The organism is Streptomyces sp. HUAS MS02, from assembly GCF_055702265.1.
The window spans coordinates 2016219-2041041 of the sequence record NZ_CM146747.1; the positions used below are offsets into that span (position 1 = coordinate 2016219).

The following is a 24823-nucleotide window of genomic DNA, read 5'->3' on the forward strand; positions in this document are numbered from 1 at the left end:
TGCTCTCCTTACCGGGTGTTCGGGGTGGGCGAGTCGGCCACGGGGACGCCGAAGTCGGGGGTGCCGTCGGGCTTCCAGCCGAGGCGCTGGATCCGGGTGTGGCGGTTGGGGTCGTCGAGGGGGTCGCCGACGATGTCCTTGTACTGGCGGGCGTGGTAGACGAGGACGTCGGTGCGGCCGTCCTCGGCGACGGTGAAGCTGTTGTGGCCCGGCCCGTACTGCTTGGTGGTGTCGTTGCTGGTGAAGACCGGTGTCGGGGACTTCGACCAGTTGGCGGGGTTCATGAGGTCGGCGTCCGCGTCGACGGTGAGCAGGCCCATGCAGTAGTGGGAGTCGGTCGCGCTCGCCGAGTAGGTCATGAAGAGCCGGCCATTGCGTTTGATGACCGACGGACCCTCGTTGACCTTGAAGCCGATGACCTCCCAGTCCAACTCCGGTGTCGTCAGGCGCACCTGAGGTCCCGTCAGCGTCAGCGGGTCGGCCATCCTCGACAGCCAGACCGCCGTGTTGTTGTTCATCCCGGGCTCGTGCTGCGCCCAGGCGAGATAGCGGGAGCCCCGGTGGGTGAAGGTGGTGGCGTCCAGGGAGAAGGTCTCCCAGGCCGTCCTCAGCTGCCCGCGCTCGACCCAGGTGCCCTTGAAGGGGTTCGGGTGGGAGTTCTCCAGCACCCAGATGCGGATCGCCCAGATGTCCTCGGCGGGCGCGGAGGCGAAGTAGATGTACCACTTGCCGTCGATGCGGTGGATCTCGGGCGCCCAGATGTGCGCGCCCATCACGCCCGTGGCGTGCTTGCGCCAGATCACGGACTCGGCGGCCGTCGACAGACCGCGCAGGGTGCGGGACCTGCGCAGGATGATCCGGTCGTACTCCGGAGCGGTCGCCGTGAAGTAGTAGAAGCCGTCGGTGTGCCGGTTGATGTGCGGGTCGGCGCGGTTGCGGACCAGCGGGTTGACGTACGGCGGCCTCGCCGCGTGCCGGGAACCGGCCGCGTGGGCGGCGGTCGTGGGCACCGCCGTGAGGGCACCGGCGGCCAGGGCGCCCTTCAGGAGCAGCCGGCGGTTCGGGGGTTCGGGAACGGTGTGGTCGCGACCCATGGGGCTGTGGCTTCCTCTCGGAGGGGGGAACAAAAGGAAACAGAAATGTTCGACATATCGCACAAGATCTTTCATTCCGAACGCCGAAAAGGTAAGGGCGTGTTACAGGGAGGTCAACGGGTTGCGCGCGACCAACACAGGCTCACAGGAACGGAATCGGGGTCCGGCGAGATTTCTGTTATCGGCGCGGACCCCGGACCGTCCCCCATGACGTGCGCACCCATATCCACAAGACAGCGTCGGCCGCCGGAGCCCTGGCGGTCACCGCCCTGCTGCTCGGCGCCCCGACGGCGACCGCCGCCGGCCCGCGCGACGCGACCGCCGACGTCCTGGCCGGGCGGGACGTCACGCTCGCCGGGGACACGGTGGTGACCGTGCCGTCCGGGACGACCACGTACGACGGCGTGTTCAGCGGCACCGGCACACTCACCGTGCGCGGCACCGGGACGCTGGTCCTCACCAGGGACAGCGACTTCACCCTGCCGAAGTCCCGGCAGCGGCAGCGCGTGCGCGTCCTCGGCGGGAACCACCCGTACGTCACCGTCACCCGCCCGGACCCGCCCGCCGTGACCGTCGCGAAGGGCGCGACCCTGCAGTACGGCGACAGCGGCTCGACCGGGGTGATCGGCCACTACCCGTACGGCACACCGGCGTTCCGGCTCAACCAGAACAACATCCGGGTCGACGGCACCCTGCGGCTCGCGCTGAGGGACGTCGCATACAACCTGGGCACCATCAGCGGCTCCGGCCTGGTCAGCCAGCCGAGGTTCCTCTGGGCCACCTGGGACCTGTCGGGCACCCACCCTTTCACCGGGGTCATCGACAACGGCACCCAGGTGAACGCCGGACGCCCGGAGTTCGCGACCTCGCTGCCGCGCGCCCGCAAGGTCCTCAACCAGGGCACCTGGACCGTCGACACCCCGCTGGGCCAGACCGTCACCCAGGGCATGGACTTCTACCAGCGCGAGTACGGCAGCGACATCAACGTCCAGTCGCGGCCGGGCAGCAAGGTGGTCCTCACCGGGCAGTACAGCTGGTCGGACCGGGGCGGTGACACGAACCCCTCGCTCAGCGACCCGGCCCTCAACTGGACGCCCGCACGCAAGAACGTCAACAAGCGCGGCACCAACATCAAGGGCGCCAACGTCCAGTGGGGCGACGGCACGACGAACAAGATCTTCATGCCGGGGACCGCCGAGACGGTCTACATCAACCTGCTGGCGGCCCGGTCGCGTTCCCTGCTCACGTTCGACTACAACGGGCCCGTGACCCTGGGCGCCCCCATCGGCGGTGGCGTCTTCCACGACACGCTCTCCGCACCCGGCGCCGGGGACGTCGTCATCAAGGGCACCAGGGGCAACGACGTCACCTTCGCCGCCGTGCAGTACTACAACGGCTCGACCACGGTCGAGAAGGGCGCGGTGCTGCGGCTGGGCAGCGGCAGGTCCGGGGGCGACGGCGGCCTGTACACCCGGGGCGACCTCACCAAGGTGGTCAACGACGGTTCGCTGGTCGTCCGGAACGTGGACAGGCCCGTGACGCTGTCGCGGGTGAGCGGCAGCGGTTCGCTCACCCAGTCGGGCAAGGCCACCACGACCCTGACGGGTACGGGGGTGACGTACACCGGGGCGACCAACGTCACCAAGGGCACGCTGGCACTCCGTTCGGGGGCGACGCTCGCCCGCAGCAGGACCGTCCGGCTCACCACCGCCGGCGCGCGGCTCGACGTGGGCGCCTCCGGGCTGAGGGTGACCGGGGCGCTGTCCGGCAAGGGCACCGTGCAAGGTGCGGTGACCAACGCGGGCGTGGTCGTCGCCGGCCTCACGGTGACGAGCGGCTACACCCAGACCGCCAAGGGCGAACTGGTGCTGCGGGAGGAGCCGTTGAAGGTGACCGGGGCGGTGAGACTGGCCGGTGGGCTGGACTTCGCGGCACTGGGCGACGTCGGTGGACCCGGCGAGACGGTCACCGTGGTCGACCACCGCGGCAAGGGCGCGACCACCGGGACGTTCACCGGGCTCCGGGAGGGCGCCGAGGTGCGGCTGGCCGACAGCACGTACCGGATCGGGTACAAGGGCGGCGACGGGAACGACGTCGTCCTCACCCGGGTGAAGGGCAGCCCGTCGCCGTCCGTGAAGGCCGCCGACGCGGGCTCCGGCCCCGGGGCGCGGGACCCCCGCACACAGAACGCGAGCGCCTCCGCCGACAGCCACCTCGGCTGGTGGCCGTACGCCCTCGCCCTCGGCGGTCTCTTCGGGCTGCTGGTGCCGGTGACCAGGCGCCGCGGGAACAACCGGCGCCGGGGCGGCCGGCACGCGGCCACGGGCTGAGCCCGGCGGCCGCTGTCCTCAGCCGTCCTGCCGGGGCTTCTGCTCCAGCAGGGCGGCTCCGAGCGGGGTCAGGGTGTGCAGGACCGTGTTGGCGTGACGGTGGCTGGCCATCAGTCCGGCGTCGCGCAGGACGGCGGTGTGATGGCTCGCCGTCGTGGGGGTCACGCCGGCCCGGCGGGCGGCCTCCGTGGTGGTGCAGCCGGTCGCGCCGGCCCGCAGGATGGCGGCGCGGGTGGTGCCCAGCAGGGCGTTGAGCGGTGGCGGGTCGACACAGCGGGTCGTCGCGGGCAGATGATGCAGGGGGTAGAGCAGCACGGGCGGGAGCCCGGGGTCGGCCAGGGCGATGGGCGCGTGCCAGCAGAAGTGGGAGGGGATCAGGAGCAGCCCCCGGCCCGCGAGGAGCACGTCGCGGCTGTCCGGGTACGGGGAGATCTCCAGGACCGGTGGCCGCCAGCGGATCGTGGGGCCCAGCTGGTCGAGCATCCCCTCGGTCCCGGCGTGGAACAGGGTGCGTGTGTGCCGGGCGCGTTCGGCCCGCAGCCGTTGCTCGATGTGCTCCTCGTGCGGGGCGATCACGGCACGGTGGTAGGCGCGCAGGGCGTCCACGAGTTGTTCCCGCATGCCCCGCTCGCCGAGCCGGCGGGTCCACGCCGGGGCGCCGACGGCCCGTTGCAGCATCTCGACCTCGCCGTCCACTCTCTCTTCCGGGGTCGCCAGGACGGCTTCCAGCCCGGCGTCCAGCCCCTGCGTGCCCTCCGGCGGTGTCAGGAAGTCGGGGAAGTAACCGGCGCGCGGGAAGAGCGGCAGCAGGAAGCTCTTCACGGTCCGGTCGAGCCCGGCCTGTCGCAGCGCGGCCCGCGCGTCGCGGAACCAGGAGGCGTAGGCCCAGCGGCCTTCACGCGTCTGGAGCCGGTGCAGGCTGACCGCGATCTCCCACAGCGCGTGGGGCTCGGTCGCCACGCGCACCTTGGTGAGGTCTTCGGGTGTGAAGTGAAAGCGGAGCATCCCGTTCCCCATGGTCGTCAATCTCCGACCTGCGTGTTTTCACTCCTCTCACATGAGCATGACAGCGCCGAGGAGTGCGGGAAACATGAATTCCCGCCAGCCGTGCCCACCGGCACGATCCAGCAGGAGAAGGGACCGGGGATGTCCTCGCACCAGCAGGAGAACGACCGGAAGTCCAGCCGCCGCCCCCGCCGCGCCCGCCGGGGCATCGCCACGGCGGCCCTCGCTCTCGCCACAGCCGCCGTCGGTCTCGTCGCCCCGAACTCCGCCAGTGCCGCGCCGCTGGCCTTCGAGTGCGACACCGGAGACGTCTGCGTCTGGAACGCCACCAACGGAACGGGCAACCGGTGTTCGTGGACCAACGCCGACCCGGACTGGTGGAGCGGTTCCGTGCAGTGCTCGTGGTCCGACACCCAGAACGTCAGGTCCGGTATCAACCGCGGCACGTCCTCCGCGTACAGGGCGGTCGCCTTCTACTCCGGCGCCAACTACACCGGCACCCTCGTCGGCTGCCTTCGGCAGAACGGCGAACGGGACGGCGAGGCCAACGTCAGGATCCGCTCGCACAAGTGGGTGGCCTCCGCCACCTGCTGACCCACGCCTGACGCGGGGCGGCTCGGGGGCCGAACCCAGGGGGTGTTCTGACCGTCCCTAGATCTCGCCTTCGGCCCCCTCCTGCCGCCCCCGCAGCCACACGTACACCGGGATGCCCGCGAAGAGGAACAGTGCGCCCTGGTAGACGGCCGCGTAACCGGCGCCCGCGATCAGCCAGAAGGAGAAGGCGAAGGAGAGCGCGGCGACGATCAGGTCGCGGGCCAGGCCGGCGGGGCGGACCCGCTCCCGCGTGCCGCGCGCCAGCCAGTACAGCTGGGCGGCGGCGGAGAGCAGATAGGGGACGCAGCCGGTGAACGTGGTGATGAGGACGAGGACACGGAACGCGGTGTCCGGGTCGTCCGCGTAGTTGACGACGATGAGGAGCGTGCCGAGGACGGCGGTGGCGAGGACGCCGAAGCCGGGGACACCGCCCTTGCCGACCCGGGCGAACGGCTTCGGGAAGAGGCCGTCACGGGCGGCGGCGTACGGCATCTGGGCGCTGAGCAGGACCCAGCCGTTGAGGCAGCCCACGATCGAGGCCACGGCGACCAGCGCGATCACCGTGCCGCCCCAGCTGCCGCCCGCCATCGCGTTGACGGCGTCGGCGAAGGGCGCCCCGGACTCGACCAGTTCCTCGTGCGGGACCAGGCCGAACACGGCGACCGTGCCGAGGATGTAGACCAGGGCGGAGGCGAGGGTGCCGAGGACGCTGGCGCGGCCCACGGTGCGCTCGGGGTCCTTGACCTCGCCGGCGCTGACGGCGGCCGACTCCACGCCCAGGAAGCTGTAGAGGAGGAGCGCGGCCGCGGCGGCGACCGCGCCGGGGGCGCTCTCGCCGGAGGCGTTGAACGGGCCGAAGTTGTCGGTGTCGACGAAGAACAGGCCGACGGTGGCGACCAGCAGCAGCGGCACGAACTTCAGCACGGTGGAGACGATCTGCACGGCGCCCACGTAGCGGGTGCCCGCGAAGTTCGCGGCGGCGGGCAGCCACAGGGCGGCCAGGGCCACCAGCGCCAGGACCGCCTTGCTGTCGCCCAGGGGTATCAGCACGTCGACGTAGCCGACGACACCGACGGCGAGCGCGGCGATGCTGACCCAGCACATCGTCCAGTACGACCAGGCCGACAGGAAGCCCGCGAAGGGGCCGAAGGCGTCGCGCGGGTAGACGTAGAGGCCGCCGGTGACCGGGCTGCGCCGGGCCAGCCTGCCGAAGAGCAGCGCGAGCAGGACGGCGGCCACGGAGAGGATGACGAAGGCGAGCAGGCTGACCGTGCCGTACGGGGCGACGGCGGCGGGGAGGGTGAAGATGCCGCCGCCGATGATGTTGCCCATGACGAGGGCGGTGGCGGCGGCGAGCCCGAACTTGCGGCCTGGGGCGGTCGCGCCGGGGGGCGAGGTCGATTCGGGCTCGGTGGCCTCGGGGGTGCTGGTCGTGGTCATGGTGGTTCCCGGGGGATGGGGCGGGGTGGGGACGGGGAGGGGTGGTGACGGGGAGGGCGTGATCGTACCGCCGAAGTCCACATGGTGGTCAATCTGTTCATGTACTGGACACACTCGGGGGCGGCCCAGGCACCTCGACTACCGTCGTCGGCATGACCAGCAACGCACCCGGCAGCTTCTCCCACCTCCCCGGCCCCCGCGTCGGCCCCTTCGCCGCGGCACTCGCCGACGACGTCCTCGTCCTGGACGGCGGCATGTCCAACCAGCTGGAGTCGGCCGGGCACGACCTGAGTGACGAACTGTGGTCGGCGCGGCTGCTCGCGGAGCGGCCGGAGGCGATCACCGAGGCCCATCTCGCCTACTTCGAGGCGGGCGCGAGCGTGGCGATCACCTCCAGCTACCAGGCCACCTTCGAGGGTTTCGCGGGGCGTGGCATCCGGCGCGAGCGGGCTGCCGAACTCATGGCGCTGAGCGTCGAGTTGGCCATCGACGCGGCCGTGGAGGCCCAGGACCGGGGCGTCACGCGCCCGCTGCTGACGGCGGCCTCGGTCGGCCCGTACGGGGCGATGCTGGCGGACGGCTCCGAGTACCGGGGCCGGTACGGGCTGAGCGTGGCCGAGCTGGAGCGGTTCCACCGGCCCCGGCTGGAGGCGCTGGCCGCCGTCCACCCCGACGTCCTCGCGCTGGAGACGATCCCGGACACCGACGAGGCCGAGGCGCTGCTGCGGGCGGTCCGGGGTCTGGACGTGCCCGCCTGGCTGTCGTACACCGTCGCCGGCGACCGCACCCGCGCCGGGCAGCCGCTGGAGGATGCCTTCGCGCTCGCCGCCGACGCCGAGGAGATCGTCGCCGTGGGCGTCAACTGCTGCTCGCCCGACGATGTGGACGGCGCGATCGAGACGGCCGCGCGGGTCACCGGCAAGCCGGTGGTGGTGTACCCGAACAGCGGCGAGACCTGGGACGCCTCCGCGCGGGCCTGGACCGGGCGGTCGACCTTCACGACCGAGCAGGTGGAGGGGTGGCGGGCGGCCGGGGCCCGGCTGATCGGCGGATGCTGCCGGGTGGGCCCCGAGGCGATCTCGGCCATCGCGAAGTCACTGGGCTGACCGGCCCGGGGCGTCCGCCGTGCGTGGCCGCGTGCGGGTGGATGAGGACTGAACGCGCAGTGCCCCGCGCCCCTGAGGGGCGCGGGGCGGCCGGGCTCCGGCGGCTACTTCGCCTCGCTGTCGTACTTCGAGGTGGACCAGAAGTAGCCGAGAACCGCGAGGCCCAGGCACCAGGCCACGGCGAGCCAGCCGTTGTGGCCGATCTCGGTGCCGAGCAGCAGTCCGCGCAGGGTCTCGATGGCGGGGGTGAAGGGCTGGTACTCGGCGATCGGCCGGAACCAGCCCGGCATCGTGTCGGCCGGGATGAACGCGCTGGAGATCAGCGGCAGCAGGACCAGCGGCTGCGCGCTGTTGGCGGCCGCCTCGGCGTTCGGGCTGGACAGACCCATGCCGACCGCGATCCAGGTGAGCGCCAGGGAGAACAGCGCCAGCAGCCCGAACGCCGCCAGCCACTCCAGGACCGAGGCGTCCGCGGAACGGAAGCCGATGGCGACACCCACGCCACCGACGAGCACCACACTGGCCACGCACTGCAGCACGCTGCCGGCGACATGCCCGACGAGGACGGAACCGCGGTGGATCGCCATGGTGCGGAAGCGGGCGATGATGCCCTCGTTCATGTCGGTGGCGACCGACACCGCTGTTCCGACGACGGTGCCGCCGATGGTCATCATCAGGATGCCCGGGACGATGTAGGCGATGTAGTCGGAGCGGTCGCTGCCGCCGATGCCCGCGCTCATCACGTCGCCGAAGATGTAGACGAAGAGCAGCAGCAGCATGATCGGGGTCAGCAGCAGGTTGAGCGTGAGGGAGGGATAGCGCCGCGCGTGCAGGAGGTTGCGGCGCAGCATCGTCGAGGAGTCACGGACGGCGAGGGCGACGGGGTTCGGTCGGGCGGGGGCCAGGGGGGCGCTCATCGGACGGTCTCCTTGGACTGGTTCGGCTGGGCGGGGACGTCGGTGCCGGTCAGGGCGAAGAACACGTCGTCGAGATCGGGGGTGTGCACGGTGAGTTCGTCGGCCTCGACGCCGGCGGCGTCCAACCGGTCGAGCACGGCGCGCAGTTCGCGCTGGGTGCCGCCGCTGGGCAGTTGCAGGGCGAGGGCCTCGTCGTCCCGGGTGACCTCGCGCAGCGCGGAGGCGGCGGAGCGGTAGGCGGCCGGGTCGGTGAAGCGGAGGCGGACGTGGCCGCCGGGTATCTGCCGCTTGAGTTCGTCGGCGGTGCCCTCGGCGACGATCCGGCCGCCGTTCAACACCGCGATGCGGTCGGCGAGTTCGTCGGCCTCCTCCAGGTACTGGGTGGTGAGGAAGACGGTGACGCCGTCGGAGACCAGCTCGCGGATGATCTGCCACATGTTGTGGCGGCTGCGCGGGTCGAGGCCGGTGGTCGGCTCGTCGAGGAAGATGATCCGCGGGCCGCCCACCAGGGTCATGGCGATGTCGAGCCGGCGCTTCATGCCGCCCGAGTAGGTGGAGGCGGGCTTCCGCGCGGCCTCGGTGAGGTCGAAGCGCTCCAGCAGGTCGGCGGCGACCCGGCGTCCCTCCTTCCTGGACAGGTGGTGCAGGTCCGCCATGAGGAGCATGTTCTCCTCACCGGTGATCAGCCCGTCGACGGCGGAGAACTGTCCGGTCACCCCGATCACGGAGCGGATGGCCTGGGGGTGCTGGTGGCCGCCGACCCGGATCTCGCCGGCGTCCGGGGTGACGAGCGTGGAGAGGATCTTGACGGCGGTGGTCTTGCCGGCGCCGTTCGGGCCGAGCAGGGAGAAGATCGTTCCCTCGGGGACGGTCAGGTCGACACCGTCGAGGACGGTCTTCTCGCCGTACGCCTTGCGCAGCCCGTGTGCCGCGATGGCCTGGTTCGTCATGGTGGGTGTCGCCCTTTCCGGGGTCGTCAGAGGCTGCGGGCGGTGATGTCGCCGTAGCCGGTGGTCGCGTGGATGTCGAGGCGGGCGCCGGTGGCCCCGCTGTTCCGGAGCGAGTTGTGGATCCGGCCGTAGGAGGTGCCGGCGTCCAGGGAGGCCGAGGCTCCGGTGGCGGCGCCGACGGAGATCTCGCCGTACCCGGTGTGCAGGGTGACGGTGCCGCCGGCGGCCTCGGTGATGCGCAGGTCGCCCTTGCCGCTGGTGATGTCGGCGGAGCCGTCCAGGCGGCCGACCAGTGCGTCGCCGGCCAGGATGTTCAGGCGGGCGCTGGCCGCCTCGTCGAGCTTGACCTGGCCGTGAGCGCCGTCGATGGCGACGTCGCCCAGCCGCCCGACGCCGCGGAACTCGGCGGCGGCCGCCTTGGCCTCGACATGGGAGCCGGCGGGCAGTTGGACGGTCACCTCCAGACTTCCGGAGGGGCCGAGGAGTTCGTTCTTCGCCGCCGGGGCCTGGATCCGCAGCACCCCGTCGCGGTAGTCGACCGTGGTCCGCTCGGCGGCCCTGACGTCCCGGCCCTTGGCGGCATCGGCGGGCCGGACGTCGACGGTGGTGTCGGCCCGGTCGGCGGCGATGAGCCGCACGCGTCCGGCGGGGATGTTCAGGACGGCGGAGATCGGGGCGGGGGTCTCGAACTTCTGCATGGTGCTCTCCTTCAGCTCTCGCTCTTCGGCTCTCGCCGTTCGCGCTTCGTTTCCGACAACGGAAAAGCTACGTTGCGTTCGACTTTCCGGCAACACTCTTGTTGCATCGATAGAGCATTCACGCAGGCCAGAGCCGCATTTTCATTGCAACGGGCTCGCGAGTAACGCAACAACCCCCACTCGAAACGTTGCAATGGATTGGGCGTGAACGCTATAGTCGGCGTCGGCGCATCACGGAGCACGGGCGCATCACGGAGCACGGGCGCATCACGGAGCACGAAGGAGACAGCGATGCCGGGAGGCAGGCTCACCCAGCAGGAACGCCAGCAGATCGCACTGGGGCTGGCCGACGGCCTCGCCTACGCGGAGATCGCCCGGCGCCTGGAGCGCCCCACCTCGACGATCACGCGTGAGGTGATGCGCAACGGCGGCCCCACCGCCTACCGCGCAGACCTGGCCCACCGTGCCACCGAACGCCGCGCCCACCGGCGCCGCCGGGCCACGCCCCGGGCCGCACAGACCCCCGAGCAGGTTCCCGGCCGCGACACCGAGGCCGTACGCGAGTACGAGGAGACGTTCACCCACGTCATGATGGCCTCGGGCATGCCCACGATGATGGCCCGGGTGATGGCCTGCCTCACCCTCACCGACAGCGGCAGCCTCACCGCGGCCGAACTGGCCGAGCGGCTCCAGGTCAGCCCGGCCTCCATCTCGAAGGCGATCGCGTTCCTCGACAGCCAGGGCATGGTCCGCCGGGAGCAGGGTGAACGCCGCCGGGAGCGCTACATCGTCGACGACGACGTCTGGTACCGGTCCATGATCGCCAGCGCCCGCGGCATCGCCCAGGTCGTCGAGACCGCCCGCCAGGGCGTCGGCGTCCTCGGCCCCGGCACTCCCGCCGGCGCCCGGCTGGAGAACGTCGCCCGCTTCCTCGACTTCGTCGGCGAGAACACCATCCGCGCCGCCGAGCAGGCCCGCGAGATCCTGCACACCAAACCGTTCCTAGGGACTGAGCGGGAGTGAGTCCTGTTGCCAGGACTCATGCTCGGCCGAACGCCCCGGACGGTGTTGGGCGTTCTGGTTGCCCGCGTTCGCTCCGCACCCGGCGCGCACGGATCGTGTCCGTGGTCCGGGGATGCGGGGGCGGGTTTCCTCACGCCCGGCAACACCTGATCCGGCCTGGACGGTCCGATGCCCCACCGCATCTCTCCGGTGCTGTGGGGGCGGTGCCGTCCGTCGCCGGATCGGGTGTTGCTGGGCGCGCCTTCCGATCGCCACGGCGGCAGCGTCGTGGCGAGTGGTCCTACGTGTCGTGGTGGTGAGGGGTTTCTGCCAGTGCTGGGCGCCCCACTTCGAGGTGTAGGCCGGGTCGACGGCGATGACGGCGATCCCCGTGGCGTCGGCCATGGAGGCCAGCCGGGCGCGGAGTCTGCCGGTGGGCATGCCGGAGACAAGCTGCCGGAAACGTGTGCGGCGGCCGTGTTTCTCCCGGGTCTTCTCGGCGGTGAAGTCCAGGTCCTCGACCGCGATCGCCTTCACCCCACAAACTCGGGCCCAGTGCAGGAGGCGGGTCAGGGCGTGGCGGACCTGGGCGTCGCGGTGGAGCGCGGTGCCGGTCAGGTCGTAGGAGAAGCGGCGCGGGCTGCCGGTCGGGTTGCCGTGAACGTCCAGGCGCCAGGCCGCGAGGTGATCGGCGTTCATGTCGACGCCGATCACCCCGTGGGCGAGCGCCGTCTCGATGGGGAGGGTGGGGGTGGGTGGGATCTGCCAGGAGGCGGTCACATACCAGCGGTCCCGGCCGGTATCGAGGTGGATGCGGTAGGCGATCGCCCGGTCGGCCGCGACGCGGTCCGCCCACTCGCCGCCCCGGTGCGCGAACACCACCCGGCACGCCAGGACGTAGCGGCCGCGCGCGGCGTTGGCCAGATGCGCCAGCGGGGCGGGCAGTTTGATGCTCACCTCGCCCTCGGGGCTGATGCGGATGGTCTCGTTGCCGTAGCGCTTGCCGGACTCCCCGTCCGCCTGGCAGAACCAGCGCTCCGCCTCCCACCGCCCCCGCCACGCGGACTCCGTCAGCCCAGCCGCCTCCAGGTGGTGCCGGGTACGGGCCAGGCGCTTGCCGCCCCGCACCACGTGCACGATGCCCGCCTCGCGGTCGGCCCGCGCGGCGGCCAGCCGGTCCTGCAGCACTTGCAGCCGCCGCGCCTTCGCATGCCACTCCCGCCGCGACCGGTAACCCCCCGGCGCCTTCCTCGTCCCCTTCTGCCCGACCGGCAGGGACAGGCGGCCCTCGATCGTGCGGATACCCGCTTCCAGGGTGTGGATGTGCGCGAGCTGGCCCCGGCGAGCCAGCGCCCACTGATCGTGCGTGGCCTTGGTGATACTGCCCGCCCAGCGTGACGACGACAGCGGCGTCAGCTCCCGCTTACGCACCGCCCACATCTCAGCGGAGTGGTCCACGCCGTCCCGGCAGCGCACCTTGAGGTCCTTCGCCGCCAGCGACCCCAGATGCGCGCCCACCAGCCGCAGCACCTTCTCATCACCCGGTGTCAGCTGCTTGAGACGGGTCCGCACGGCCACACCAGACGGCCCGGACACGACGAACGGCGACGCGATACTCCGCAGCTCACCCACCCTGCCGCCCCCCGCCGAAAGTCCCGTCGCCATGGGCAACGAGCACCTCCCATAAAGGTCACGCATTCGATGTGAGAACGTCAGTTCCTAGCTGAAATCAGCCCCACGACCGAGGCAACCTCCGGCACTCACTCCCACTCACCAGAACGTTCTTGAACACACTCCAGCGACAGCAGCTCCAAACCCCGGACGCCCACGGACGGCACCGCCGAACCGGGCGCGGACCACGAGTAGGGGCGGCCGTCCGCGGACGGCCGCGGACAGCCGGTCTCAGGGGCTCCGGCGGAAGCGGCGCAGGGCCGGCAGCGAACCTCCGCCGGAGGTGACGAAGGTGCCGGCGCCCTGGACTCTGCGCGGCCGCCGTGCGTCCGCGGCCCAGAGGGCGAGCTCGGGGTCGTAGGGGCCGTGGACGACGGTCCCGGCCGCCGGGGAGTCGAAGACACGGACCGGATGCGTGTGGTCCCAGACCGGCCAGGCCGGGTCGCCCGCCGTCGCGAAGCGGACCCAGGCGCCGTGCAGGGCGGTGACGAGGTCGCGGGGGGCGTGCTCGCCGGCGAGCTTGGCGGAGGCGGCGGTGTCGCCGGTGTCGAAGACGAAGCCGAGTTCGAGGGCGTGGCAGGAGCCGAGGGCGGGGAGGCCGGAGGACCAGGCGAACTCGTAGACGTAGGACCGGGCGTGGTCGACGCGGGCGTCCGCCACCCGGTGCAGGGGGACCCGGAGCAGGTGGTCGGTGACGAGCTGACCCACCAGGTCGGCGGTGCCCTTGTCAGGGTGGAGGTCGCGGTAGGCGCGCGGGACCTCGGGGCCGCAGTGGCAGCGGGCGCGGGCGCCGGCCAGCGCGACCGTCCCGAGGCGGTCGACTCGTTCCTGGAGGCCGCCGGGGACGAGCCAGAGCCGGTGCTCGTCGCGGGTCCAGCCCATGAGGAGGTCGATGCCCGGAGCCGCGCCGTGCTCGGTCAGCGCCTGGAGCGGGTCGGTGGGCAGCAGGTCGCCGTCGACGACGAGGCCGAAGGCGGGACCGCCGAGCACCGGGCTGCTGAGGCGGCCGACCTCGGCCTGTGCCTCGGCGAGCGCGGTCCGGTCCACGGCGGCGAAGGCCGCGGCGGTCGCCGGCACCTTGAGCCGGTTCGCCATCCGGCGGACCATCCGGCGCACCTTGTCGCGGTCCAGGGCCTCCGGCGGCCCGCTCTGCAGCACCGCCCGACGGAACAGGCCCCGGGCGCGGGGCATCGCCAGCAGCGCGCCGACGCTGATGGCGCCCGCCGACTGGCCGGCCAGGGTCACCTGGTCCGGATCACCGCCGAACGCCGCGATCGAGTCCCGCACCCACTCCAGCGCCGCCAGCTGGTCACGCAGCCCGAGGTTGGGCGGGGCGTCCGGGAAGAGGCCGTAGCCCTCCACGCCCAGGCGGTAGTTGAGGGAGACCAGGACCACCCCGTCCCGGGCGAAGGCGGCGCCGTCGTAGACCGGGACCGCCGACGAACCCCGGGTGAGGGCGCCGCCGTGGATCCAGACCAGGACCGGCAATCGGGCGCCGTGGCCCGGCTCCGGCGTCCACACGTTCAGGTTGAGACAGTCGTCGCCCGGGACGACGGGGTCCGACAGATAGCGGGCGAACGCCTCCGAGTACGGCGGTTTCGGGGGCGTCGGCCCGAAGGCTAGGGCGTCCCGCACCCCCGACCAGGGCTCGGGCGGGGCGGGCGGGAGGAACCGGCGGGGGCCGAAGGGCGGGGCCGCGTACGGGACGCCCCGGAACACCGCGATCGGGTCCCCGTGGCCGTCCCCGTACTCGTACGTGCCGCGCACGTCGCCGTACGGTGTCCTGACCACGGGGTCCTGCCGGTCTGCCGTCATCGCGCACCAGCTCCTCACGCCGCCCGCTCGTGACAACCGTCGTCCCCCTCAGAGCACCACATCCCTGCGCGGTATTCCGGTCGTGCGGGGGTCCTGAGCGGCCGTTCGGGCGACAGCGGGCGCGCCGGGCGACCGCGCCGGGGCGACCGCCGGGCGCGGGGCGGCGGCTACCTGACGTCCGGCCACGGTCGTCCGGAGCATCAGCTGGGCGCTCGCCCCACCGCCGACGAAGATGGTGACCGTGTGTGATCGCCGGGGGGGGGTGTACCGGCTCCGCGTTTCTCGCCGGTACTACGACTGGACGCTCTTCAAAGCCTCGACCAGCAGCGTGACCAACTCGTTGATGATCGGGGGGCGGATGCCGGGTCTGCTCACGGCGAGGACCTCACGGTAAAGCGGTGCGGCCTCGGGCGGAAGGACAACCCGTTCGACTCCGGGCTGGTCGCTCTCTCCGCTGATGAGAGTGGCCGGGATCAGGCCCACCGCCAATCCGGCTCTGATCATGGCCAGCATGCTGTGCAGGTCCTCGGTTTCCAGCGTTACGTCGAGAGAGATCCCCAGTTCTCCGGCCCACCGATGCAGCAAACGCCGATCGGGACTGTGCGCATGGCCTGAGGTCCATTCCAGCTCAAGGCATTCCGCCAGTTCCAACGGGCGACGGCCCGGCCGTGGGCCGGCGACGAGGACCAGCGGCTCGTGCCCCAGAGAGGTGATGGTCCACTCACCAGAAGTGGTCGGTGGGTCCTCGGGCAGGTATCGGTAGGCAATGAGCAGATCCAGGTCCCCCGATTTGACCTTGGGCAACCCTTCGTGTGTCTCCACGATGACGAGGCGGATGCGGGCGCCGCGGCCACTGGACTTGAGAGCAGACAGAATCCCGGGGAACAGGTGGCTCATCGCGCTGGGGTAGGCACCGACGCGCAGTTCGGCGATTTCACGGTTCGAGATGCCGTGGGCGGCGTCCTGGAACCGGGCAGTCGCCTCGAAGAGCGTCTCGGTCGCTTGCGCGAGGGAGCGGCCGGCCGCGGTCAGGATCAGTCGGCTGCCAGGGCGGCGGACGAGCAGCTCGATGCCCATGTCGCGCTCCAGCACGGCGATGTGCTGGGACACCGCGGAGGGGACGTAGCCGAGGGATGCCGCGGCTTCGGCCATGGAGCCACAGTTCACCACGGCCATGAAGGTGGACAGGAGCTTCAGGTCGGGCTGGGACTTCATGGATGGTGAACTTTCTCTTCTCGATCCATCGCTTTACGTGTTCTGCCGCCGGGTGCCAGAGTCTAGGCAACCTGCCGGAAGAACGCGCCTCACCTGCGCTGTCGCCCACCGCCCCCAGCCGTCCGCATGACCGCCGCACTTCTGCCGAAAGCCGAGGCCATGGCCATCGACCTGACCGCCCTCCGGGCCCACTTCCCCTCCCTCGACCACGGCCTCGCCTTCTTCGACGGCCCGGGTGGGACCCAGACCCCCCGCCCCGTCGCCGACGCCATCGCCGCGACGCTGACCGGCCCCCTCTCCAACCGGGGGGTTGTCAGCCCCTCCGAGCTCAACGCCGAGCGCGCCGTCGCGGAGTTCCGCGCCGCCTATGCCGACCTGCTCCATGTGCCCGCCGACGGTGTCGTCCACGGTCGCAGCGCCACCCAGCTCACGTACGACTTCTCCCGTCACCTGGCCAAGAGCTGGAAGGCCGGCGACGAAATCGTCCTCAGCCGCCTGGATCACGACTGCAACGTCCGCCCCTGGATCCAGGCGGCCGAGCGCGCCGGCGTGACGGTCCGCTGGATCGGGATCGACAGCGAGACCGCGGAGCTCGACCTCGATTCGTTCGAGCGGGCGCTGTCGCCTCGGACGCGGCTGGTCGCGGTCACGGCGGCCTCGAACGTGCTGGGCACCAAGCCGCCCGTCCGCCGGATCGCCGACCTGGCGCACGAGGTCGGTGCCCTGGTGTACGTGGATGGGGTGCACTACGCCGCCCACCACCTGGTGGACGTGCCCGCCCTGGGCGCGGACCTGTTCGTCTGTTCCCCGTACAAGTTCCTCGGACCGCACTGCGGTGTGCTCGCGGGAGCGCCCGGACTCCTCGAAACCCTCCACCCGGACAAGCTCCTGCCTTCCCCCGACACCGTGCCGGAGCGCTTCGAGTTCGGCACACTGCCCTACGAGATCCTGGCGGGTGCCACCGCCGCCGTGGACTTCCTCGCCGCGATCGACCCGGGCACGCGGGCCACGCGCAGGGAGCAGCTCGCGCATTCGCTGGGCTCCCTGCACGAACACGAGCAGGCGCTGCGCACGAGGCTGGAAGAGGGTCTGCGCGCTCTGGGCGACGCCGTCACCCTGCACTCGAAGGCGGCCGACCGCACCCCGACCCTCCTGATGACCCTCGAAGGCCGCGACGCCCGCGAGGCCCAGGTGCATCTGGCCGCACGCGACGTCCTGGCCCCCGCCGGGTCGTTCTACGCGTACGAGCCCTTCGCCGCCTTGAAGCTGGAGGACCCCGCCCTGCGGGTCGGCCTGGCGCCGTACAACACCGCCGACGACGTGGACAGGCTCCTCGACGGTCTTTCCTCTTTTCTTCTCTGAAGCTTGTCCCGTATGTGGCCGGCTGAGCCTCGCAGTGATGGCGATGCTCACGTCATCAGCAGGCGGTGGTCGATTCGCCTTTGCCCGATCCGGTCCGCCACCAGGCCGAGGAGCACGCGGCGATCGTCGCCGCGATCGAAGAGCCCCCGAGGCCGCCGGCCTCAACAACCCGACCCGGTAGGCCGTGGCGCCGGCGCGGGAGACCAGCTGGGCGGTGCGGCGACCGGTAAGAGGGCGCCCTACCCGTACTTCCCCTACCACCGCCAGGAAGGCTTCGCCCGCCTCAACCCACCAGTGGTCGCGCCTCCGCCCGCCGCGTGACGCCGACGGCAGTCACCGAAGCGGCGGTCCGCGCGTCCCACACTCACCGTCTCGCAGAGGGCGGCCAGGCGTCACGAAACGACGCGCCCAGATGGTGCGGTCCGGCCACCCCGCTACCGCTGCGGCGCTCCGAGCGGCGCGCCGACAAGGCTCCACTTGTTCGAGGTTTCGAAAGTTTCGACTGAGGTGGTCCTCTGAATTCCTGCTTCTTCCCGCCGTGTTGAGTTGGGCTTAACGTAGAGAGCGCTTGCTACGCGGCTCGGGATCGGCCGCGGGCGGAGCCCTGTTCGAAAATTTCACCGGCCCTCGGGACGGGCCCTGAGAGGTGGAGTCGCGATGGTGCGTGGCGGGAGCGCGACGGCCGGGCCGACGCTGGCGGTGGTGGCGCGCGAGGCCGGGGTGTCCGTGCCCACGGCCTCGAAGGTGGTCAACGGCCGCGAGGACGTGGCCCCCGAGACCAGGCGCCGGGTCACCGAGGCGTTGGACCGGCTCGGCTATGTCCGCAGACCCCGGTTCGAGGTGTCCAAGCCGCCCCGCATGGTCGACCTGGTGGTGCACTCCCTGGAGAGTTCCTGGGCGGGCGCCGTACTGCACGGCGTCGAGCAGGCCGCCCACGACGCCGGCCTGGAGGTCGTCGTCTCGGCCGGCCTGACCCGCAGCCGGGGCGCCCGCCCCGAACACGGCTGGTTCGACAAGTTGACCGCCCGCGGCTCCGCCGGCGTGCTCTTCAACCTGGCCGAACTGTCCCCGGCCCAGTACTCCTGGCTCACCCAGCATCGCATCCCGTTCGTACTGATCGACCCGGTTCTTGAGCCACCGCCCGGCGTCCTGTCCGTGGGCGCCGCCAACTGGCAGGGCGGGACGACCGCCACCGACCATCTGCTGTCCCTGGGTCACGAGCGGATCGCCGTGATCGCCGGCTACCGGCGCAAGATGTGCGGCAGCGCCCGGGTCGCGGGCTACCGCTCGGCACTCACGGCCGCGGGCCTGCCGTACCGGCCGGAGTACGTCCGTTACGGCAACTTCATGGAGACCACCGCCCGGCACCGGATGCTCCAGCTGCTCGACCTCCCCGAGCCCCCGACCGCCGTCTTCGTCTGCTCGGACAAGATGGCCCTCGGCGTCTACGAGGCACTGGCCGAGCGGGGGTTGCGGGTGCCGGACGACATCAGCGTGGTCGGGTTCGACGACCTTCCCGAGGCCCGCTGGGCGTCCCCACGTCTGACCACCGTCCGCCAGCCGCTCTCGGAGATGGCCCAGACCGCGCTACGGCTGCTGGTGCGGATGATGGAGGGCCACCAACCGGAGGGCACCCGCACCGAGTTGTCGACGCGGCTGGTGGAGCGGGCCAGTACGGGGGCGCCGCGCTCGGTCTGAGCCGGTGGGGCGGGGTGCTTCGCGGTTCGGTCAAGTGGTTGCGGGGGACCTCGGTTCGGGTGAACGGTGGGCGTCGTGGGACCGTACGGATAGGGATGGCCAATCGGGTGTCCCGGCGGTCCCGAGGCACCGGCCCACTCCGCTCCACCAGCACCGAGCTCCACATGCTCCACAGGGAAGGACCTTCGGGTTGTCGCACATACGCTCTCCGCAGCTTCCGGGACCGACGCCGACACCGGACGACGACAAGGCCCCGGAGGACGCCGCTCCTCCGCAGGGGGACACGGTCACGGAGACCGAGCCGACGGCGGAGACGCGGGCGGAGACACCGGCCGACAAGGCGGAGACGCCGACTGACAAGGCGGAGACACCCGAGAAGTCCGAGGAGTCCGAGGAGTCCGCGCCCACCCCCAAGGCAGATCGGGAGCGCTCCGAGACCACCGCCGAGCCCAAGACGGACATCACCGCACCCGACACGGACATCCCCGCACCCGCGGCGGAGTCCACCGCACCCGAGACGGCCGCCGCCGCCCCCGACACGGACGCCCCCGCACCCGCACCCGCCGCAGACGCCTCCGCACCCGAGACAGCCACTCCCGACGCGGACGCGGACCCGGACTCGGACTCCGGTGCGGACCCCGCCCCCACCGCAGCCCCCTCCCCCGGCTGGCGCGTGCGGCACCCCCGGGCCGCGCGTGGGCTCGCCTGGGCCGCTACGGTGCTGGCCTTCGTACTCGTGCTGTTCGCGCTCGTCGTGCCGAACGACATCACCGAGCTCGACCCCGGCCGGTTCCTGCGGATCCCGGCGGAGGGCATCCTCGTGGCGGGCCTACTGCTCGTCCTCCCCGCGAAGGCGCGCCGCGTGGCGGTCGTGGTGGTCGGCGTGGTGCTCGGCCTGCTGACCATCGTCAAGGTGCTGGACATGGGCTCGTACTGGACCCTGGACCGCCCCTTCGACCTGGTGCTGGACTGGATCCTGCTGGACGACGCGCTGTCGTTCATGAAGGACTCGCTCGGTGGGGCCGCCGCCCAGGCCGCGACCGTCGGGGTGATCGCGCTCGCGCTGGCGCTGCCCGTGCTGATGACGCTCGCGGTCGTGCGACTGAGCCGGCTGATGGTGCGCAACCGGCACACGGCGAGCCGTACGCTCCTCGTCCTGGGGACCGCGTGGATCACCTGCTCGACGCTGACCCTTGAGATATCCGACGTCCCCGTCGCCTCGCACAGCGCGGCCACCCTCGTCGAGAACCGGATCGAGGCGGTCAGCGACGGCCTGAAGGACGGCGAGGCGTTCCGCAAGCAGGCCGCGGTGGACGCCTTCGCCGACGTACCGCCGGAGCAGTTGCTGACGGGGCTGCGCGGCAAGGACGTACTGATCACCTTCATCGAGAGCTACGGCCGTTCCGCGATCGACGACCCGCGGATGGGCGAACCGCTCGGTGAGACCCTCGCGCAGAAGACACAGGAGCTGAAGGACGCCGGCTACGCCTCGCAAAGCGGCTGGCTGCGCTCCCCGATCACGGGCGCCGGCAGCTGGCTGGGGCACTCCACGTTCCTGTCCGGTCTGTGGATCAAGAACCAGTCGCGGTACAACCACCTCGTCGCGAGCGACCGGCTCACCCTCACCGAGGCGTTCCGCCGCACCGGCGCCTGGCGCACGGTCGGAATCGTGCCCGGCACCCAGAAGGCGTGGCCCGAGGGCAGGTACTTCGGGCTGGACCACATCTACGACTCCGACCAACTGGGCTACCAGGGACCGAAGTTCAGCTGGTCCACGATGCCCGACCAGTACACGCTGAAGGCCTTCCAGGAGCTGGAGCACGGCAGGGAGGACCGGGAGCCGATGATGGCGGAGATCATCCTGACCTCCAGCCACAACCCGTGGGCACCGATCCCGAGCACGATCCCCGAGGAGCAGATCGGTGACGGCTCGGTCTACCACTCCCTCCAGAAGGCCGAGGGCAAGAACCCGACGGAGGTCTGGAAGGATCCGCTGGCCGTCCGGGACGAGTACCGCAAGTCCGTCCAGTACTCGGTGACCAGCCTCGTCGACTTCGTCGCGAAGTACGGCTCGGAGGACACCGTGCTGGTCTTCCTCGGTGACCACCAGCCCAACAAGACGGTCACCGGCGACAACCCCAGCCACGACGTGCCGGTGTCGATCGTCGCCAAGGACCCCGAGGTGCTGGAGAAGATCTCCGACTGGGGCTGGACGGACGGGCTCAAGCCCGCCGACTCCACGCCGACCTGGCGGATGGACAAGTTCCGTGACCGCTTCATGACGGCGTTCGGGCCGCAGCAGCCGGGCGCCACGCCCTGATCGCCGACGCGCCACGCGGGAGGGCCGATCCGCCAGGTCGGCCCCGGGGTTGAGGCCACACCGCCGAGCCCCCGCACCGGGCAGGACCTCGGGGGCTCTTCCCGTGTCGGCGGGGGCTCAGCCCGAGGCGCCCACGTCGTCGCGCGGGGCCCCGTCGCCCGCCGGGGGCAGGCCGCCGCATTCGACCGGCATGCCGTGGGGCGGGGGCTTGTCGCGGTGACGGGGCGGGAGGAGGAAGGCCAGTTCGGCGTCGGTGGGGCGGTGGGCGGCGAGCGTGGCGGCCCGCAGGGCGTCGCGGTCGACGGCGGTCTCGGCGGCGCTGATCCGGAGGAGGTGCCCGTCCTCCGGTAAGGCGTACTCGTGCTGTCCCGCCGAGGTGCGGTACCAGGCGTCCCCGTCGCGCTCGCAGTGGACCGCCTCGCCCGTGCCCTGGCCCACCGGCTCCTCGGGGCAGCCGACGGCGGTCATCGTGCCCCGGTCGACGAGGAGCAGGAGCTGGGCGCTGTTCTCGTGGGACCAGTAGGCGGCGGAGAACCCGTCGTCGCCGTGGACGCCGACGGACTGCCGGGCCAGCGTGAACCCGGGGGACTCGGTGACGTAGACGAGCCCCGGCGCGAGGCCCAGCGCCTCGGCACGGGCGTGCAGTTCGGCCCGGTCGGGGAGCGGTGCCAGGGGCTCCCGGTCCCGGACCGCGACCTCCTCGGTCCCGCAGGCGGTGAGCAGTGCCGGCAGAAGCGCCAGCGGCAGCAGAACCCGCGCGGCACAGAGCATGGACATGCCCACCATCCTGCCGCACAGATGTTCCACAGGTGAGCCAAAGGCTCCGTTCCGTGAGAGCGCTTGCCCACGTGTCCGATTCCTTCAAGACCGGGCGTCGACCCGCGCCCTACGGTGGCCGCATGACTCCACGACTCGACGCGATCGGGATGGTGGCCTCGGACATGGCCGCCTCCGTCACCTTCTACCGACGACTCGGTTTCGCCTTCCCCGAGGGTGCCGAGAACCTGCCGCACGCCGAGGCCCGACTGCCGGGCGGGCTACGGCTGTTGCTCGACACCGAGGAGACCGTCCGCTCCTTCCGTCCGGCGTACCGCCCGGGGCCGGGCGGCGGCGCCGGGCTCGCCCTGCTGTGCGACAGTCCGGCCGAAGTCGACGCGGTGTACGAGGAGTTGACCGGCGCCGGGTACCACGGCGAACTCAAGCCGTGGGACGCGGTGTGGGGCCAGCGCTACGCCGTGGTGCTGGACCCCGACGGCAACGGCGTCGACCTCTTCGCACCCCTGCCGACGCCCGCCGAGGGGTAGCCGCCCGCGGGCGGGTGGCCTCCCACGGACGGGTAGCCACCCACCGACGGGTAGCCACCCACCGACGGGCGGCCACCCGTCGCGGCTACCGCCCGCCGGGGGCGGCCCGTCGCGGCTACCGGCCGCCGAGCAGTTCGCCGAGGGGAAGGCCCGCCAACTCTCGTACATCACGGGCGAGATGCGCCTGGTCGGCGTAACCGGTCCGGGCCGCCGTCTCGGCGAAGGGCACGCCGTCCCGGGCGAGCACGAGCGCCCGCTGCAGCCGCAGTACCCGGGCCAGTGTCTTCGGCCCGTACCCGAACGCGGCGAGCGACTTACGGTGCAACTGCCGTGCCCCGAGCCCGAGTTCGTCGGCGGTCGCCGCGACCGGCCGGCCCGCCCCGAGGGCGCCGACGAGCTGCCGCAGCGCCGGATCGGGTCGCCCCACCTCAGCCGCCCGCTCCAGGACCACCTCTTCGAGACCGCTCGCCGGATCGTCCGCCGCGTTCACCCGGGCCGTGAGCCGCCGCACGACCGCCGGTGACCACAGCTCGGCCAGGTCCACCCGCCGGTCCCGCAGCTCGTGGGCGGGTACCCCCAGAAAGCCGGGCGCCTGGCCGGGGAAGAACCGGAGCCCCGCCCACCTGCCGGACACCCCTTCGGTGACGTACGCCCGCGTGTCGGGCCCGGCGACCATGAGCCGCCCCTCGTTCCACAGCAGGTCCATGCATCCGTCGGGCAGCACCCGTCCCGCGCCCGGCCGGCTCGGGCTGTCGGTCCACACCACGGCCCCATCCAGCCGAGAGGTCCTTTCGACATACACATCGAAGAGGCTACGCCCGTGGCCATGGGCCGGCCCCGGCCGACTCAGGGGCTCGGGGAACTGGGGGAACTGGGGGAACTGCGCGAGCGACCCACCACGCCCCCGCAGACCGCAAGAACCCGCCATCACCCCCACCAGATGACGACGCGCCCCGCCCTGCCCCCTGTAGAACCCACCGTCACCCGGTACATGACAGCGCCCCCGGGCCGCCTCCGGTGCTATTCCTCGCCCTTCTTCGCCGGGGACCGCAAACGCGACGTCACGTCCTCCGGTGGCAGGAAGCGAGACCAGCGTTCGGGGAACTCGGAGGGCATGTCGGGGTCCTCCGGGTCGTAGGAGCGGGCGGCGGCCGCGCGGGCGACGTACTCGGCGGCCTGTTCCTCGCGGAGGCGCTCGTTCGCGGCGCGGGCGGCGGCCGTGGCCGCGGCGGGCCAGACACGGTCGATCGCGGCGTTGACGGCGGCGCCGACCAGGACGGCGAAGGCGCCCACGCCGATCCACAGGAGGACGGCGACGGCGGCCGCCAGGGAGCCGTAGATCGTCGCCCCCTCGACCGTGTTCGTCAGGTAGATGCGGAGCAGGAAGCTGCCCAGCACCCACATGCCGAGGGCGACCAGGGCGCCGGGGACGTCCTCGACCCAGGGGGAACGGACCGGCACCGACACGTGGTAGAGCGTCGTCAGGAAGACGATGGACAGGACGATCACGACGGGCCAGTAGAGGACCTGGACGACGGTCGCCGACCACGGGACGATCCGGACCACGGCGTCGGGGCCGGCCACCATCAGCGGTAGTGCGATCGAGCCGATCAGCAGCGCCACGAGGAAGAGCAGGAACGCCATGAGGCGGGTCTTGACGATGCCGCGGACGCCGTCGAGGCCGTACATGACGGTGATGGTGTCGATGAAGACGTTGACGGCGCGGGAGCCGGACCACAGGGCGAACAGGAAGCCTATGGAGATGACGTCGGGGCGACCGCCCTTCATCACGTCGTCCAGGATGGGCTGCGCGATCTGCGCGACGCCCTTCTCGGACAGGACGGTGCGCGACGCCTCCAGGAGGTTGAGCTCCAGGCTGGCGATGGTGTCGGCGCCGGTCCAGTCGTCGACGTAGCCGAGCAGGCCGATCATGCTGAGCAGCAGCGGCGGCACGGAGAGCAGCGTGAAGAACGCCGCCTCGGCCGCGAGGCCCAGGATGCGGTACTCGATGCAGGAGTTGACGGTGTCCTTCAGGAGCAGCCAGGCGGTCCTGCGCTTGGAGACGTCCCGGTAGAGGGCACGGGCGCGGTGGAGACGCCCCTGGGGGCTCTCCGGCGGCGGGAGTGACTGACTTGCTGGCTGCACGCCCTAACGGTATCCGCCTGCGCGTGCCGCCCTCACCTCCCGGTGCCGCCTGCCGCGCCACGGTCCGCGTGCGGCGCACGGCCCCCTCCGGTCGCGTCACGGGCCAGCAACAAAGGGAAACCCAGCAGAAATCAAAGGTGATTCCGAATCGCCTTTT

General features: G+C 71.7%; 20 protein-coding genes. 8 read left to right on the top strand and 12 right to left on the bottom strand.

Annotation, left to right across the window (positions count from 1 at the left end; translation table 11 throughout):
* Nucleotides 1–8: 8 nt before the first annotated feature.
* Nucleotides 9–1094 (bottom strand): glycoside hydrolase family 43 protein, encoded by a 1086-nt coding sequence (locus tag ACZ9QC_RS08640; protein WP_472919615.1) that lies wholly within the window; start codon nucleotides 1092–1094, stop codon nucleotides 9–11.
* A 212-nt stretch (nucleotides 1095–1306) separates the two neighbouring features.
* On the opposite strand from ACZ9QC_RS08640, the gene ACZ9QC_RS08645 reads away from it, so the two are divergent.
* Nucleotides 1307–3424, top strand: a complete 2118-nt coding sequence (locus ACZ9QC_RS08645; RefSeq protein WP_472919616.1) for an autotransporter — start codon at nucleotides 1307–1309, stop codon at nucleotides 3422–3424.
* An 18-nt stretch (nucleotides 3425–3442) separates the two neighbouring features.
* Here ACZ9QC_RS08645 and ACZ9QC_RS08650 read toward each other — a convergent pair whose 3' ends face one another.
* Nucleotides 3443–4441: an ArsR/SmtB family transcription factor gene (locus ACZ9QC_RS08650; protein WP_472919617.1), complete on the bottom strand. Its 999-nt coding sequence runs from the start codon at nucleotides 4439–4441 to the stop codon at nucleotides 3443–3445.
* A 90-nt stretch (nucleotides 4442–4531) separates the two neighbouring features.
* On the opposite strand from ACZ9QC_RS08650, the gene ACZ9QC_RS08655 reads away from it, so the two are divergent.
* Nucleotides 4532–5023 (top strand): peptidase inhibitor family I36 protein, encoded by a 492-nt coding sequence (locus ACZ9QC_RS08655; RefSeq protein ID WP_472919618.1) that lies wholly within the window; start codon nucleotides 4532–4534, stop codon nucleotides 5021–5023.
* 57 nt (nucleotides 5024–5080) lie between these two features.
* On the opposite strand, the gene ACZ9QC_RS08660 is transcribed toward ACZ9QC_RS08655, so the two are convergent.
* Nucleotides 5081–6463, bottom strand: a complete 1383-nt coding sequence (locus tag ACZ9QC_RS08660; RefSeq protein WP_472919619.1) for an amino acid permease — start codon at nucleotides 6461–6463, stop codon at nucleotides 5081–5083.
* Nucleotides 6464–6615: 152 nt separating this feature from the next.
* On the opposite strand from ACZ9QC_RS08660, the gene mmuM reads away from it, so the two are divergent.
* Nucleotides 6616–7569, top strand: coding sequence for a homocysteine S-methyltransferase (mmuM, locus tag ACZ9QC_RS08665; protein ID WP_472919620.1), 954 nt, complete (start codon nucleotides 6616–6618; stop codon nucleotides 7567–7569).
* Between the two features lie 104 nt (nucleotides 7570–7673).
* On the opposite strand, the gene ACZ9QC_RS08670 is transcribed toward mmuM, so the two are convergent.
* The 3 genes from ACZ9QC_RS08670 to ACZ9QC_RS08680 are packed head-to-tail and all read right to left on the bottom strand — an operon-like array spanning nucleotide 7674 to nucleotide 10134.
* Nucleotides 7674–8486, bottom strand: coding sequence for an ABC transporter permease (locus tag ACZ9QC_RS08670; RefSeq protein ID WP_316725082.1), 813 nt, complete (start codon nucleotides 8484–8486; stop codon nucleotides 7674–7676).
* Nucleotides 8483–9436 carry an ATP-binding cassette domain-containing protein gene (locus tag ACZ9QC_RS08675; RefSeq protein WP_472919621.1) on the bottom strand — a complete coding sequence of 318 codons (954 nt, stop codon included), beginning with the start codon at nucleotides 9434–9436 and terminating at the stop codon, nucleotides 8483–8485. Before ACZ9QC_RS08675 ends, ACZ9QC_RS08670 begins: the two co-directional genes overlap by 4 nt.
* 26 nt (nucleotides 9437–9462) lie before the next feature.
* Complete coding sequence (locus ACZ9QC_RS08680) at nucleotides 9463–10134, bottom strand: DUF4097 family beta strand repeat-containing protein (RefSeq protein ID WP_472919622.1); 672 nt, start codon at nucleotides 10132–10134, stop codon at nucleotides 9463–9465.
* 291 nt (nucleotides 10135–10425) lie between these two features.
* Between ACZ9QC_RS08680 and ACZ9QC_RS08685 the strand changes: the two genes are divergently transcribed.
* On the top strand, nucleotides 10426–11157 hold the full coding sequence (locus ACZ9QC_RS08685) for a GbsR/MarR family transcriptional regulator (protein ID WP_472919623.1): 732 nt from the start codon (nucleotides 10426–10428) through the stop codon (nucleotides 11155–11157).
* Here ACZ9QC_RS08685 and ACZ9QC_RS08690 read toward each other — a convergent pair.
* The 3 genes from ACZ9QC_RS08690 to ACZ9QC_RS08700 all read right to left on the bottom strand — a co-directional run bounded on the left by ACZ9QC_RS08690 (nucleotide 11137) and on the right by ACZ9QC_RS08700 (nucleotide 15837).
* Nucleotides 11137–12801 carry a nuclease/transposase family protein gene (locus ACZ9QC_RS08690; RefSeq protein ID WP_472919624.1) on the bottom strand — a complete coding sequence of 555 codons (1665 nt, stop codon included), beginning with the start codon at nucleotides 12799–12801 and terminating at the stop codon, nucleotides 11137–11139. The two genes, ACZ9QC_RS08685 and ACZ9QC_RS08690, sit on opposite strands and share 21 nt — an antisense overlap.
* Nucleotides 12802–13038: 237 nt before the next feature.
* On the bottom strand, nucleotides 13039–14622 hold the full coding sequence (locus ACZ9QC_RS08695; RefSeq protein ID WP_472919625.1) for a carboxylesterase/lipase family protein: 1584 nt from the start codon (nucleotides 14620–14622) through the stop codon (nucleotides 13039–13041).
* 291 nt (nucleotides 14623–14913) lie between these two features.
* Nucleotides 14914–15837 (bottom strand): LysR family transcriptional regulator, encoded by a 924-nt coding sequence (locus tag ACZ9QC_RS08700; protein WP_472919626.1) that lies wholly within the window; start codon nucleotides 15835–15837, stop codon nucleotides 14914–14916.
* A gap of 159 nt (nucleotides 15838–15996) precedes the next feature.
* Here ACZ9QC_RS08700 and ACZ9QC_RS08705 point away from each other — a divergent pair, with 159 nt between their 5' ends.
* The 3 genes from ACZ9QC_RS08705 (at nucleotide 15997) to ACZ9QC_RS08715 (ending at nucleotide 21217) form a co-directional block, all read left to right on the top strand.
* Nucleotides 15997–17199 (top strand): cysteine desulfurase-like protein, encoded by a 1203-nt coding sequence (locus tag ACZ9QC_RS08705; protein ID WP_472921637.1) that lies wholly within the window; start codon nucleotides 15997–15999, stop codon nucleotides 17197–17199.
* 657 nt (nucleotides 17200–17856) lie between these two features.
* Nucleotides 17857–18897 carry a LacI family DNA-binding transcriptional regulator gene (locus ACZ9QC_RS08710; RefSeq protein ID WP_472919627.1) on the top strand — a complete coding sequence of 347 codons (1041 nt, stop codon included), beginning with the start codon at nucleotides 17857–17859 and terminating at the stop codon, nucleotides 18895–18897.
* A gap of 190 nt (nucleotides 18898–19087) precedes the next feature.
* On the top strand, nucleotides 19088–21217 hold the full coding sequence (locus ACZ9QC_RS08715) for an alkaline phosphatase family protein (RefSeq protein ID WP_472919628.1): 2130 nt from the start codon (nucleotides 19088–19090) through the stop codon (nucleotides 21215–21217).
* A gap of 117 nt (nucleotides 21218–21334) precedes the next feature.
* Here ACZ9QC_RS08715 and ACZ9QC_RS08720 read toward each other — a convergent pair whose 3' ends face one another.
* Complete coding sequence (locus ACZ9QC_RS08720) at nucleotides 21335–21988, bottom strand: hypothetical protein (protein WP_472921638.1); 654 nt, start codon at nucleotides 21986–21988, stop codon at nucleotides 21335–21337.
* Between the two features lie 128 nt (nucleotides 21989–22116).
* Between ACZ9QC_RS08720 and ACZ9QC_RS08725 the strand changes: the two genes are divergently transcribed.
* Entirely contained in the window at nucleotides 22117–22521 is a 405-nt protein-coding gene (locus ACZ9QC_RS08725; protein ID WP_472919629.1) for a VOC family protein, read from the top strand.
* A gap of 115 nt (nucleotides 22522–22636) precedes the next feature.
* On the opposite strand, the gene ACZ9QC_RS08730 is transcribed toward ACZ9QC_RS08725, so the two are convergent.
* Nucleotides 22637–23323, bottom strand: coding sequence for a helix-turn-helix domain-containing protein (locus ACZ9QC_RS08730; RefSeq protein WP_472919630.1), 687 nt, complete (start codon nucleotides 23321–23323; stop codon nucleotides 22637–22639).
* Nucleotides 23324–23541: 218 nt separating this feature from the next.
* Nucleotides 23542–24666 (bottom strand): YihY/virulence factor BrkB family protein, encoded by a 1125-nt coding sequence (locus ACZ9QC_RS08735; RefSeq protein WP_472919631.1) that lies wholly within the window; start codon nucleotides 24664–24666, stop codon nucleotides 23542–23544.
* Nucleotides 24667–24823 lie beyond the last annotated feature (157 nt).